This window comes from Carboxylicivirga taeanensis (genome assembly GCF_051851475.1).
GTDB lineage: Bacteria > Bacteroidota > Bacteroidia > Bacteroidales > Marinilabiliaceae > Carboxylicivirga > Carboxylicivirga taeanensis.
In genome coordinates, this window is sequence record NZ_JBPUSJ010000003.1 from 396,968 (window position 1) to 410,728 (window position 13,761).

General features: G+C 42.6%; 13 protein-coding genes. 4 read left to right on the plus strand and 9 right to left on the minus strand.

Annotation, left to right across the window (positions count from 1 at the left end):
* The first annotated feature begins 58 nt into the window (after window positions 1-58).
* Window positions 59-553: a D-glycero-beta-D-manno-heptose 1-phosphate adenylyltransferase gene (gene rfaE2, locus ACSX1H_RS07045; protein WP_439183136.1), complete on the plus strand. Its 495-nt coding sequence runs from the start codon at window positions 59-61 to the stop codon at window positions 551-553.
* A gap of 1 nt (window position 554) precedes the next feature.
* A complete protein-coding gene (gene radA, locus ACSX1H_RS07050; RefSeq protein WP_439183137.1) occupies window positions 555-1,922 on the plus strand; it encodes a DNA repair protein RadA in 1,368 nt (455 codons plus the stop codon).
* 121 nt (window positions 1,923-2,043) lie between these two features.
* On the opposite strand, the gene ACSX1H_RS07055 is transcribed toward radA, so the two are convergent.
* The 3 genes from ACSX1H_RS07055 to ACSX1H_RS07065 form a co-directional block, all read right to left on the minus strand.
* Complete coding sequence (locus ACSX1H_RS07055; protein ID WP_439183138.1) at window positions 2,044-2,190, minus strand: hypothetical protein; 147 nt, start codon at window positions 2,188-2,190, stop codon at window positions 2,044-2,046.
* An 84-nt stretch (window positions 2,191-2,274) separates the two neighbouring features.
* Window positions 2,275-3,051, minus strand: a complete 777-nt coding sequence (locus ACSX1H_RS07060) for a glycoside hydrolase family 16 protein (protein ID WP_439183139.1) — start codon at window positions 3,049-3,051, stop codon at window positions 2,275-2,277.
* A 366-nt stretch (window positions 3,052-3,417) separates the two neighbouring features.
* The gene (locus tag ACSX1H_RS07065; protein WP_439183140.1) at window positions 3,418-4,212 is read right to left on the minus strand and encodes a LytR/AlgR family response regulator transcription factor; all 795 of its coding nucleotides are present in this window, start codon (window positions 4,210-4,212) and stop codon (window positions 3,418-3,420) included.
* 224 nt (window positions 4,213-4,436) lie between these two features.
* On the opposite strand from ACSX1H_RS07065, the gene ACSX1H_RS07070 reads away from it, so the two are divergent.
* Complete coding sequence (locus ACSX1H_RS07070; protein WP_439183141.1) at window positions 4,437-4,820, plus strand: MotA/TolQ/ExbB proton channel family protein; 384 nt, start codon at window positions 4,437-4,439, stop codon at window positions 4,818-4,820.
* An 88-nt stretch (window positions 4,821-4,908) separates the two neighbouring features.
* On the opposite strand, the gene scpA is transcribed toward ACSX1H_RS07070, so the two are convergent.
* The 5 genes from scpA to ACSX1H_RS07095 all read right to left on the minus strand — a co-directional run bounded on the left by scpA (window position 4,909) and on the right by ACSX1H_RS07095 (window position 9,994).
* Window positions 4,909-7,065, minus strand: coding sequence for a methylmalonyl-CoA mutase (gene scpA / locus ACSX1H_RS07075; protein WP_439183142.1), 2,157 nt, complete (start codon window positions 7,063-7,065; stop codon window positions 4,909-4,911).
* Between the two features lie 42 nt (window positions 7,066-7,107).
* The gene (locus ACSX1H_RS07080; protein ID WP_439183195.1) at window positions 7,108-7,296 is read right to left on the minus strand and encodes a GxxExxY protein; all 189 of its coding nucleotides are present in this window, start codon (window positions 7,294-7,296) and stop codon (window positions 7,108-7,110) included.
* Window positions 7,283-7,444, minus strand: a complete 162-nt coding sequence (locus tag ACSX1H_RS07085; protein WP_439183143.1) for a GxxExxY protein — start codon at window positions 7,442-7,444, stop codon at window positions 7,283-7,285. Before ACSX1H_RS07085 ends, ACSX1H_RS07080 begins: the two co-directional genes overlap by 14 nt.
* A 33-nt stretch (window positions 7,445-7,477) precedes the next feature.
* Entirely contained in the window at window positions 7,478-9,346 is a 1,869-nt protein-coding gene (mutA, locus tag ACSX1H_RS07090; protein WP_439183144.1) for a methylmalonyl-CoA mutase small subunit, read from the minus strand.
* 198 nt (window positions 9,347-9,544) lie between these two features.
* Entirely contained in the window at window positions 9,545-9,994 is a 450-nt protein-coding gene (locus ACSX1H_RS07095) for a DMT family transporter (protein ID WP_439183145.1), read from the minus strand.
* A gap of 278 nt (window positions 9,995-10,272) precedes the next feature.
* On the opposite strand from ACSX1H_RS07095, the gene ACSX1H_RS07100 reads away from it, so the two are divergent.
* Window positions 10,273-11,670 carry a right-handed parallel beta-helix repeat-containing protein gene (locus ACSX1H_RS07100; protein ID WP_439183146.1) on the plus strand — a complete coding sequence of 466 codons (1,398 nt, stop codon included), beginning with the start codon at window positions 10,273-10,275 and terminating at the stop codon, window positions 11,668-11,670.
* A gap of 165 nt (window positions 11,671-11,835) precedes the next feature.
* On the opposite strand, the gene ACSX1H_RS07105 is transcribed toward ACSX1H_RS07100, so the two are convergent.
* Window positions 11,836-13,749 carry an outer membrane protein assembly factor BamB family protein gene (locus tag ACSX1H_RS07105; RefSeq protein ID WP_439183147.1) on the minus strand — a complete coding sequence of 638 codons (1,914 nt, stop codon included), beginning with the start codon at window positions 13,747-13,749 and terminating at the stop codon, window positions 11,836-11,838.
* Window positions 13,750-13,761 lie beyond the last annotated feature (12 nt).

Genomic DNA, 13,761 nt, shown 5'->3' on the forward strand with positions numbered 1-13,761 from the left:
GCAGATGTCGGGGTTTTGTTATTTTTATACCTGATGTTTCATGCTAATGCACAACAGAATGACACAACTTGAAAATATTACCAGCAAAATAAAAAGCCGCAGCGAAGCGCAGGAAATTGTGGCACAATGGACTGCCAACCAAGATACCATTGTTTTCACCAATGGCTGCTTTGACATCGTTCATCGCGGCCACATCGACTACCTGTCAAAAGCAAAAGACAAAGGAACAAAGCTGATACTTGGCTTAAATACCGATGCCTCTGTTCAACGCCTCAAAGGCCCTAACCGACCCGTTGTGGATGAGCAAAGCCGGGCCATCCTAATGGCATCCCTGCAGTTTATCGACTTGGTTGTATTTTTTGATGAGGACACGCCCTATGAACTCATTAAAGCGCTTCAGCCCGATGTTTTAGTTAAAGGCAGTGACTACCAGGCCGAAAATATTGTTGGCTACGATATCATAACCGCCAAAGGTGGTAAAGTAGAGACCATTGATTTTGTAGAAGGCTTTTCAACCACCTCCATTGTAGAAAAGATAAAAGCATCGATGTAACATGGCCAAAACCAAAACAGTTTTTGTATGCCAGAGCTGTGGCAATGAATCGCCTAAGTGGGAAGGCAAATGCTATGCCTGCGGTGAATGGAACACCTTTGTGGAAGAAACGAAAATTACCGGTAAAGCGAAAAACAGCCGGCCGGGAACAGTGCTGTCTGAACGCACCAAACCCATGCCTGTCTCCAAAGTATCGGTTGAAGAGTTGCCACGCCTTAATACGGGTAACGAGGAGTTAAACCGCGTATTGGGTGGCGGCCTGGTGCCAGGAGCCATGGTGCTTATTGGTGGTGAACCGGGCATTGGTAAATCTACATTGGTGCTGCAAACAGCCCTTAACCTTCCCAACGTTAAGGTGTTGTATGTATCTGGCGAAGAAAGTCCCCAGCAAATAAAATTGCGTGCCGATCGCATATCCACTTCCTCGGCCGACAACTGCCATGTGGTGAGCGAAGTGTCTGTTGAGCACATCATCAGGCACGTTGAAAATGAGCAACCGGATGTGCTGGTAATTGACTCGGTACAAACACTGGAAACCGAGCGCATTGAATCTGCTCCCGGTAGTGTTTCTCAAATTCGGGAGTGCACAGCTACCATCCTGCGCCTGTGCAAAGACAAACACATTCCTGTGTTCCTGATTGGCCATATTACCAAGGAAGGCAGCCTGGCAGGCCCGAAAGTATTAGAGCACATGGTAGATGTTGTACTGCAGTTCGAAGGCGATCGCCATCACATGTACCGCATCCTGCGTTCCATCAAAAACCGCTTTGGGTCCACTAACGAAATTGGCATTTTTGAAATGATGGGCAGCGGCCTGCGCGAAGTTAGTAATCCATCGGAGCTATTATTGGCTACCCAACAGAAACAGATGAGCGGGGTTGCCATCTCGGCGGCTTTGGAAGGCGTACGACCTTTTTTAATAGAAGTACAGGCACTGGCCAGTACTGCGGCTTACCAAAACCCTCAGCGCTCGGTAACAGGCTTTGATTTGCGCCGCTTAAACATGCTGTTGGCTGTTCTTGAGAAACGGGCGGGCTTTAAACTGGCCACCAAAGATGTTTTCTTAAACATTGCCGGCGGGCTAAAAGTGAACGATCCGGCCATCGACCTGGCAGTAATCACAGCCGTGCTGTCATCCAATATGGACATGACCATTTCACCAGACATCTGCATGACGGGAGAAGTGGGCCTTTCAGGTGAAATACGGCCCGTAACAAGGCTGGATCAGCGCATTGGAGAGGCGGCTAAGCTGGGCTTTAAAAGCATTATCATCCCAAGCTATGTTAAAGGTGTTGACACCAGTAAATACGACATCAGTATATTTAAAGCCAATAAAATTGAAGAAGCGTTTAAGTTTCTTTTCGCTTAACGGAGTCAAACCTTAAATAACCACATTGGTAATTAGGTAATAACGGACGAGTTACAAAGCCATCATTGTGGCAGCTTGATGAATTTCAACACGAATAGTCACCCGCAATAAGGTGACTATTTTAGTTGGTGCCCACCTGAACATTAATAGGCTGCAAAACACTTTCATTAACGGCTGTTTTATAGCTTCGCCCCACGGGAAGCACTTGCTCATCCAGGGCAATTTCATTGTGGCTGGCAGCGAATATTATCTGAGAAACAACAATCATGAAAACAATGACTGTCCAATCTCCGACTCATTTCCTGCAGGCGGCAACTAACCGTTGTTAACACTCATTAATGTACCAATATCTTTATCGCATCTGATAATGTCGCACCCAATCAATTTCCATTTCCACCGGCAGGTCATCAGGGTTGACGGCTCCCACCCACGAGCCTCCCAGCTGCATGTCGATTAGCAGAAACTGAGCAATATTAAAGGGGAACTGTCCTTCTTCTTGCGTTTCGATGCGTGGATAAGCAAAATGACGTTGATTATTGATATGGAAAACAAGGCTATCGGGCCACAGATCAACACCGTAAATATTAAATTCTTCGGGGCGGATAGCCATCACACTGCCCGGCTTTGGATTATCCTTAATACCCAGATTATAGGTATAATGCGAGTGTACCGTCTGATAGGCAATAGTATCAAAATTAAGGCGCTCCATAATATCGATCTCACCGCCATAGGGCCATGGATATTTCGCACTATCAAAGGGCAACATCCAGATGGCCGGCCAGGCGCCTTGGGCACCCTGCAGACGAGCTTTCACCTCAATGCGCCCCCCATTAAAAGCATGCTTACCTTTGGTCCAAACACCACCAGTGAGATAGGCGGCACTATCGGCTTCTAAATCATCATTAACAATGCCTTTTAGAATAAGGCTTCCATCACGCATCTCAAAGCAGCGATCATCAAAAGACTGAGTATTCTGCCAATCGGCAGTGCCACGGGGTATGCGACTCCAAATGGTACTATCGAGGGTGTCACCCTCGAATTCCTCTTCCCACACTATTTGCCATTCAGGCTGATGACAGCAGGCACTGGCAATCAACAAAAGGGATAAGTAAATAATTACACTTTTCATAGGTCTATAACTTTGTTTCTCAAACATCATCAACACATTAGCCAACGAGTCAATTTTATTATATGGTATTATTTATAATAAGGTCTAAACAAAGCTATGAAATCATATGTAGATACCTTGTTTGTTATAATGATTTTTCGTGCATCTGTTTAATTGCGCAGGAAACAGAACTATTTGAGCCCATTAATTATCGAAATGCCGTTAAAAATGATACTCCTCCACTATCCGACAAAATGTAGTGTTGTTTTTCACTTTGCGTTCTTTGCAATTTTCTTTCTTTGCATACTTTGCCAGAAATATTTTTGCTTTTAGACTGGCTCCTTTTATGTCATAACCACGAATAGTCACCCATAATAAGTGGACTTTTTAGTTGGAGCCCGCCTGATCTTTTACGGGCTGTAAAACCCTTTCTTTGACAGCAGCTTTATAGCTTCGCCCTACGGGAAGCACGTTCTCATCCAGGGCAATTTCATTGCGGCTGGCACTTCTTATTTTATCGGTATTTACTATGTAGGATCGATGGATACGCAAAAACTTTTTGGGAAGACGTTCGGCAAGATGGCTAATTTTCTCTTTGCTACTAACTCCTTGCCTGTTGCTCATGTGGACCTTAATATAGTCTGACAAGCTTTCGATGTAGCAAATGTCGTCAAACGGTAGCTTTACATACTGCCGGTTAACCCGCAGTTTAAGCGCCCCCATCTTGATTTTTTTGCTTTCCTGCAACAATTGATTGATAATGGCCTGTTTTTCTTTAATCTGCTTTATCATTAATAAAACAGAGCCCAGTATCACCAATAAGTAAAGGATTACTCCCAACAAAACGGTATCGTGAGCATTGGGGGCAAACGGAAGAAAGCTATATTGACCCAAATAAACGAAGGCATACATCAATACTATATACTCCAGGTAAAGAGAAACAATAATGGTATATACAGTATAGAGCGAAAACCTAAAATAGCGTTTCGTTAAAAGGAACTTAGGCACCAGGTGATAGTTAAAAAAGTAGGACGTTCCTAAAACAATTGGCATCAGCATGCAAATAAAATAAAAGGCCGCGGTGCTGCTTTCCCATTTTTGTCCAAAGACCAATGTCAATATCATTAAAATAAAACACCAATAAACAATGTGGTAATGCGGGTTGGATGAGCTAATCTTCATTGCTGTTAAAATTGATAGCATTTATATTTACACCCTAAATTTGTGTAAAAATTTGAGAACAGAACAGCTTTATCGACAAACAACCTGTTTGCAGCCGGATACGACCTTGTTTCAAATAATTGATAACCTTTACTTTGTAACATACGTTAATCATTACCATCAACATAAGTCGACTTAATATATAATGGTGATTAATGAACTATTAATATTAAAAAAAAGAAGCGATGAAAAGTTTATTCTACCAGGGAGGCCCTTTATTTATGGGAATACTGACTTTACTTTTGATAATCCAATCAGTATGGATGATTTACCATTTTATCATCTTTATCAAGTCGAAAAATGCCAAGGTCGAAAAAGCACTGCGCCATATGTCTTATGGACGATCAATAGGTTTATTAACCCTCATTATCGGCCTACTCGGCCAGATGGTTGGCTTACACAATGCCTTTGATGTATTGGAAACAACCGTGGTTTCACCACAAGTTTTAACGGCCGGCATTAAAGTAACCATGATCCCAACCTTGTATGGCATGCTGATTTATATCTATTCGCTGATACTATGGTTTGGATTTAGCCAAATAATTGAAACGCAAGCTGACAAGCACTAAGGTGCTGAAAAAAGAAAAGCCACCCCAAAACGAGGTGGCTTTTTATATCTGTTGCATCAAGCACAAGGCTTCATGCTCCACGTTCTACTTACTCAGCAGCTTGCTCAATCAACATTGTTAAGATATCGCTACCTGCTTTGGCAACAGAAGTACCAGGACCAAAGATAGCCACAGCCCCTGCATCGTAAAGGAATTGGTAATCCTGAGCCGGAATAACACCACCACAGATTACTAAGATATCCTCACGACCCAACTTCTTCAGCTCTTCAATAATTTGAGGAACCAAAGTTTTGTGACCAGCCGCCAATGAAGACACACCCACTACGTGAACGTCGTTTTCAACAGCCTGCTTAGCCGCTTCGGCTGGTGTCTGGAACAATGGTCCCATATCCACGTCGAAACCGATATCAGCATAACCGGTTGCTACTACTTTAGCTCCGCGGTCGTGACCATCCTGACCCATTTTAGCGATCATGATACGTGGCTGACGACCTTCTTTCTCAGCAAATTGTTTTGCTAATCCCTGTGCTCTTGCAAACTCTTTATCGTCTGCTGCTTCTGCGCTGTACACTCCTGAAATTGATCTGATTACTGCATTATATCTACCTACGATTTTTTCGCAAGCGTCAGAAATCTCACCTAAAGAAGCACGCTTCTGAGCAGCGTCAACAGCTAAGGCTAATAGGTTACCCTTGCCTGTTTCAACCGCTTTAGTAATAGCAGCCAAAGCAGCCTGTACTTCTTCTTCGTTACGGTTAGCACGTAGCTTCGCTAAGCGCTCGATCTGTGACTTACGAACTTCAGCGTTATCGATATCCAAGATATCGATTGGGTCTTCTTTCTCCAAACGGTACTTGTTGGTACCAACAATGGTCTGCGTCTTAGCATCGATTTTAGCCTGAGTACGAGCTGCAGCCTCTTCGATACGCATCTTAGGAATACCTGACTCGATAGCTTTAGCCATACCACCTAACGACTCAATCTCCTGAATGTGAGCCCATGCTTTTTCTACCAACTCGTTAGTCAATGACTCAACGTAGTAAGAACCAGCCCATGGGTCAACAGCCTTACAGATTTGTGTTTCATCCTGAATATAAATCTGTGTATTACGGGCAATACGGGCAGAGAAGTCAGTTGGAAGCGCAATTGCCTCATCCAATGCGTTGGTGTGTAACGACTGTGTGTGACCAAGGGCAGCACCCATCGCCTCGATACAGGTACGACCAACGTTGTTGAATGGATCCTGCTCTGTTAATGACCATCCTGAAGTTTGTGAGTGCGTACGTAACGCTAACGACTTCGGATTTTTAGGATTGAACTGCTTCACGATTTTTGCCCACAACATACGTGCAGCACGCATCTTGGCAATCTCCATGAAGTGGTTCATACCAATGGCCCAGAAGAATGATAAACGAGGTGCAAAGGCGTCGATATCTAAACCGGCGTCAACCCCAGCACGTAAGTATTCTAAACCATCAGCCAAAGTATAAGCCAACTCAATATCAGCGGTAGCACCTGCTTCTTGCATGTGGTAACCCGAGATAGAAATTGAGTTAAACTTAGGCATCTTCTGTGAAGTAAATTCAAAGATGTCGGCAATCACCTTCATCGAGAATTGTGGTGGGTAGATGTAAGTGTTACGCACCATGAACTCCTTCAAAATGTCGTTCTGAATGGTACCTGCCATCTCTTCCAGCTTAACACCCTGCTCCAAACCAGCTACGATGTAGAAAGCCATTACTGGCAATACAGCACCGTTCATGGTCATCGATACAGACATTTTATCCAATGGAATACCATCGAATAATACGTTCATATCCAGGATAGAGTCGATAGCCACACCCGCTTTACCAACATCACCTACTACACGCTCGTGGTCTGAGTCGTAGCCACGGTGCGTAGCCAAGTCAAAAGCTACCGATAAACCTTTCTGACCGGCAGCCAGGTTACGGCGGTAAAATGCGTTAGACTCTTCAGCAGTAGAAAAACCTGCATACTGACGAACGGTCCATGGACGCATGGCGTACATCATTGAGTAAGGTCCACGCAGGAATGGTGGCAAACCGGCCGCATAGTTCAAATGCTCCATGCCTTCCAGGTCATCCTTACTATAAACTGGTTTCACAGGGATTTGCTCTGGTGTTACCCAGTCCTTTTTCACCCCGTGCTTTTGTTCCCAAGCCTTGGCGTCGGTTGTTCCGCAAGGCTTGTTTTTGATATCTATGTTATTAAATTTTGGTCGCATAATTTTTAAATTTAACGCTGAGACACTGAGGCGCTGAAAGTTTTAACTATTAATTCTTCTTCGAATCCCGTTCTTTAAAACGGTTTCATTGAAATTGATTAATAAACCGAGTTTCATTCCTGAAAGTTTTAGATAAGTTACTAATTGAACTTCATGAATTGAAAGAATATCTTCAACAGCCTTTAGTTCTACAATTAATTTATCCTCAACAATAATATCAATAATTAAAATGCTTACTCAGTTCTTTACCTTTATAAATGATGGGTAGCTTGACCTGGCTTTCTACTTTTAAACCTCTGTTTCTCAATTCTGAAATAAGGCATTCTTCATAGACTGCCTCTAATAAACCTGTTAGTTCATTATAAGCTTCCACATTCATAAAAACTCTGCGTCTTTGCGTCTCTGTGTTTTGTTAAATATTTAGCAATTTGTTGAAGCCTTGCAATGTCTCCAATACGTTAGAGCGAACATTGATAAAGTTTGTGATGCCTTTAGCTTTCAGCTCATCAGCACAAGCAGGCGCACCAGCAACTACCAATGGAGTATCACCTAATAGTTCGAATGCTTTTGGAGCGGCTTCTGTGTACTCATCATCAGAGCTACAAAGCACTACGATGTCAGCATTAGCGGCTTTGGCAGCTTCAACACCTTCCTCAATAGTTTTGAAACCAAGGTTATCCTGAATTTCGTAACCGGCACATCCGAAGAAGTTACCTGAGAATTGTGAGCGCGCCAAACGCATAGCTAAGTTACCGTAGGTTAACATGAATACTTTTGGACGCTTAGCTGCTTTTTCTGTAGCCAAACGCAGCTCTTCAAACTCCTGTGCAGCACGGAATAAAGTGATTGGCTCTACCTCGTTACCTGTTTCGCAACAAGCACATGACTTAACCAATTTGCTGGCATCAATTTTACCAGAGATAATTTCGCCAGTGTTAGGATACTGGTTCGTACCCAATAGGTTTTCGCGACGTGTAGCAACTGCCTTACGACGCTTGTCAGCTGTTTCCTTTACCAGGCCTTGGATAAAGCCTTCTTTCATTGCTGACAGGTAACCACCTTTTTCTTCTACCTGAACGAACAATGCCCATGCTTGCTCAGCAATGCTGTTGGTTAGGTTTTCGATATAATATGAACCCGCTGAAGGGTCAACAATTTTTTCGAAGTGAGATTCTTCTTTCAACAGTAGCTGCTGGTTGCGAGCTACACGCTCCGATAATTCGGTAGGATTTTCGTAAAGCGCGTTGAATGGAAGAACTGTTAATGACTGAGTACCACCAATGGTAGCCGACATGGCTTCCGTTTGTGTACGCAGCATGTTTACATTAGGATCGAAGATGGTCTTGTTCCACTCTGATGTTTCGCTGTGTACATGCATTTTGCATACCTCAACACCAGTTGGTTTGTAAGCTTCAACAATTTTTGCCCACAACAAACGACCAGCACGTAACTTGGCAATTTCCATGAAGTAGTTACCGCCAATACCGAAGTTAAACTTCAGGTTAGCTGCTGCATCATTAATAGAAAGACCGCGCTCTGTTAATTGTGTCAGGTACTCATTACCCATAGCTAAACCGAAAGCTAATTCCTGTACGATTGAAGCACCAGCATTGTTAAAGTGGCGAGCATTCACTCCTACTGTTTTGAACTGTGGGAAGTTTTTAGCTACCTCAGCTACTTCCTTCACACAATCAAAAGCTTTCTCCATTTCGCAGCAAGCTTTGCCATTGATGGTTAAATCACCAATCGGATCGAAGTTGATTGAACCTTTTACTTCGGCCTGGTTGCGATTCATCTTATTCAGAACGGCTACCACCGCCTCAGCCAACTCCTTGTTGCCACAGCAAGCATTGAAGTTAATTTCCACATCATCAGAAATGATGTTTTTCAATAACGCCTCAATGTTAGCTTCTGAAATAAGCGCTTTGTCTTCGATAACGAAACCAATACTGTCAACCCCTTTTGTAAGAATTGTCAGTGCTTTTTCATTAGCTGCTTTAACATCTTTCACCAAAATGTCCTGACGAACAAACCATTTGTTGGTTTTCGCGTTGTTACCTCTTACATAGGGAAACTCGCCAGGCTGGCTTTCCAGGTAGTTAATTGGTTCAAGGTCTTCAGAACGATAGAAAGGCTGTACATTGAACCCTTCATTGGTTCTCCATACAAGCTTTTTCTCAAAGTCTGCTCCTTTAAGATCTGCCGTGATTTTATCCATCCACTCTTGAGTAGAAACTGGTGGAAAATCACTAAATAACAGTTGTTTTGTTTTATCTGCCATAATGTAACTGTTTGTTTTTTTCCAAGGCGCAAAAATAAGCCTTTTGTTGATAATAAAGCTACTTTTTAACGGTTTTTAAAGGTGTTATAGAGCATGATAATCAATAACATATGCAAGTATCTTCATACATTACATAAGCACCTTATCGCCCCAACTCATACTTAATCAGCCAGTTATTAACGCTAAATTTCTTTAATGTCAAAACCGCTGTATCAAAATTACACCAATTATAAGCAGCACAATCCCTAAAATACGTCCGGGAGATACTGCATGCACACTCACATTAAAAAACCCATAGTGGTCAATAATGGAGGCGATAATCATTTGCCCGCCAATGGAAGCCCCCAACATAGTGGCGACTCCGATTTTTGGAATAAGAATAATGGCTGAGCTCACATAAATAGCTCCCATTGCCCCGCCAATAAACAGGTACAGTGGTATCGCCTTAATGGTTTCTTTGGGAGGCAGTTCGATTTTGGCGAAAATATTGATTGCCAATAAAATAATCGCCCCCACAAAAAAATTAACGAATGCAGCCTGCAATGGGTGTTTTAATAAACCACCCAGTTGAGAGTTAATACTCCCTTGCACTGCCAGTAAACCTCCAATCAAAAGGGCTATGCCCGTAAGAATATACTTCAAATACATAAAATCCAGGTTGTTAGACCGACCCACAGAAAGTCAGTTGTTTTTTTGAGAGCTGCAAGTTAAGGGAAAATGATGAAATAGTCAGCATTTGCATTCATAAGTTTAGCGACTCCTATTGCTCTAAGGTGATGAATCCAAGCAGCATTAAATCCAAAAAATGAAAACTAAGCAGTATTGGATTGACAAAACTTTGTGAGGGTGCTATTTTAAATCTTTTCTCAGATTTATCGCCACCCACTCTATGTAAGTGGCTTTTTGCAACATTAAAAAAGGATGATATGAAACGGGTTATCATTATTGCAATGATGTTTACAGTAATCATTGCTTGTGAGGAGAATGCGTTGCTAAACACGGCAACAGATAGTGGTGTTCAAGCAGAGCTTAAAGCCTACACCGAGGCCGGAATTGATGTTTACATTGGCCCAAGTGGAGACCTTTCTGGAATGACAGATGCTAACAATATTGAAACCGGACTTAACTTTGTGAAGGCGAGCGGTGGCACGGTGTTTTTAACCGATGGCAACCCCACGACTACTGATCATTTTTATACGAGCAGAAACATCGTTGCAGATGGGTTTAAAGGTTGTTTGAAAGGGGAAGCAAAACATCAAACACTGCTGCATGCAGGCCGACAATCGGAGCTAATTGGCTTTCAGGGAGCCGAGTCGCCGTGGTGGGCACAAACGGATGGCCATTCATTTCTGGCTACAGTAATTCAGCTGGACAATGCCCTTGGCGATGTAACTCTAAAGGACTTTTCCATCCACATTGAGGATGCCCAACCTACTAACTTAATGCCCGATTACTATGGTGTTGATGCGACTTACATCAGTACGTTTATTGAAATTTTGGGAGGTGAGCACGATACTTATATTGAAGACATAGAACTTATTGGAATGCCCAGCCAGGCCGAAGGAAATATAATGGGTATGAATGTGAGCTGGGGCATCCATGTGATGCTTGGACAGCCAAGCTCAGAAGGAAACAACACAGGGAATTTGCACATTCGTAATGTGTCGATCGAAAATACAGGCGATGCCGCATTTTTGTGCATGCGTTTCGGAGAAGGCTCCAACATCACCATTGACCAGATTAGCGCCAACCTGGTTGGACAAGGCCTAACTGCCATGAATCTCTATAATTCAAGCGTACAAATCACCAACTCCTACGTCAAGAGCCATCCCTTAGGCTTTCCGGGCATGTTCTTTACAAATGTACCAACTGGTTTGTATGTGGCTGATAACAGCTTTGAGTCGTCTCGCTATTGGGGCCTCTTTTTGCACCATGGAGTTAACAATGCGCTGGTTCAAAAAAACCGCTTCATTTCAATGACCGACAATGTGTGTTTTGGTGCTGTGCTGCTTAGGGGCATGAACAATACAATTACTCACAATGACTACCGCCAAAGTGAGCTACCCAGTTGGGACAATGGCGCGGGCGCTGTTTTACTAACAAATACCTCCCAACACAATTATGTCCATGAGATGAAGTTTAATCAGAAACCCGGAGTTACATTGTGCGCTATGCTATTGGATTTAACGGATAACCCGGAAACATACGAGTACGATGGAGCCAATACCATTCACAACTATCAGCCCTGTGAAAACCTGGCTAAGCGCACTTTGAAACATGACGTTGCCACGACCCTGTCACGCGCTTCGTTACGGGGTAAGTAAAGCAGATTATTAAGACAGAAGCGTCACGCTAACAGCCATCATAGTTACTACGTTATTTAGCTATTACGTGGTTAAATAATCAGTAGCACCAGAAGCCGGTATGTTAGTATTAAAAAAAGCCTTAAGATATCTCCTAAGGCTTTTTTTATTTCAGTTAATTATTCATCAATTCAGATTAAAAACATTTACGTTTGTTTCGTCAAAATAATATAAGAAGTTCGCCGCATTGTCTAATTCAAAAATGACTTTGCGGTTGTCGCCAAAATCAAAGGTATCCACTTCTTTACCCGACTTCTTATCTACTTTTACAATTGACATCTTATCGCCAGCATCTGTTTTTTCACCTTTCAGAAAGCAGGCGTAATCTTTACCTGATCGCGAGGCGCCTCTTAGTTTGGCTTGCTGACGTAACTTGGAATAAGCTTCACTGGTACCTTGAGAAACCTGTTGCATTTGCTTGGCATTTTCACGGCTGGTAAATACACCACCCGACGCTTCATTACCTTTGGAATCTGTTGCTGTCCACTCTGCGCCGCCTATCCCCGAAGCGACTGAGGTAGCTACCAATGCCGCCTTCAACAAGCGGTCAGTTTTTAACGGCTTAAAATAGTTAGCATTAATCACCTCACAATTTTTATCGAGCATAATGTACTCATTCATACCAGTAATAAAATACCCGGCATCGGAAGTCTCAAAACCAATGATTTCTTCTGGCTCTTCAATGTCTAATTTAATCTTCTCTGGCTTTTTATCTACTGTGTTCGGATCAAACAGGTAGAATTTCTTACCATCTAAAACAGCCACTTTGGTATTCATATCATCAAAAGCCGCTTTCGCTTCATCAGAAACACCCATTCTCCATATTTTCTTACCTGTTTCTTTATTAAAAAATCCGACGAACGAAGCGCCCATGATAAACGTACCCTTTTCGTAATCTTTCTTAATCATATCCCCTTCCTCATCTTCAGGGACATCGTCAAACTTAATGGGTTTCTTCCAGGCTTTTTTGCCCGTTTCTGCATCAACCAACATAATTTCGTTGCCATAAAATACCTCAACGCCTTCGGGCTTTATATTGATTTCCTGCACCCGTTTGGTCTCGTAATCTTTCTTCCACCTGGCCTCGCCGGTTTTATAGTTAAAAATATTGATGCCTTTACTATGCGCACAAACAAAATGCTGGTCATCAAAATTGGTATGCATGCTAAACTTGTTATCCAGCTTAACTGGCTTCTTCCAAAGCTCTTTTCCATTCTTCAGGTCAAGTGCAAAAATTGTTTTACTAAATGATGAAGCACTCAAACCGGTTAAACTAGCAGCGCCAGAGGCTTGCTTAACCACCACCAAGGTTTCTTGCTTGTTATCGAGAAAAAACGTGCCTGGGCTACACTCATTCTTCCAGATGATTTCACCAGTTGAAGAGTTAATCAGCAACAAGTCATTATCGTTTTTATAAACAATTTCTTTATTAGCCGTTACTTTTGGTGCAAAGGTACTGAACATGGATTGCATAGCTGCAGATACCATTTTGCTAATACTCTTATTATCCTCTGCTGTCGATAAGGTCTGTTTCCACTCCACTTCACGCTTCTCAAGGTCGATGCAATACAATACATTGGCATTGTCAATGGAATTAACCTTGATGAGAATTTTATATAAATCAGGAAGGATATCTTGCTCTAGAATGGAAGTGAACTCATCACCAGGATTACCAATTAAGATGCTTCCGGTTCCTACATCAGCCAGTTTATTGTGAATATTGACAAATGGAGTCATGGGAATTTCAACAAAGCCAGATTCGTCCTCTTGTGCTTCTGCAGCCCCTACCATAACGGCGGCATCGGTAATGGCCTTAACTGTTTCATCTTCGTATGGCTTCTCAACTGTCCAAAGTATACTCTGATCGACATAATTAACCCCGTAATAATAACGTGTTGTTTCAATAACAGGTATGCCCGTAAAGTTATGCTTAAAGATGGCTACTGGTTTCCCCTCGATGGGCAATTTCCAGTCTGGTTGACGTTTTGCAAAGGCCGTGATGCTTACAAACAGCACCAACAGCAAGGTCATTTTTTTCATAGTCTAAGTTTG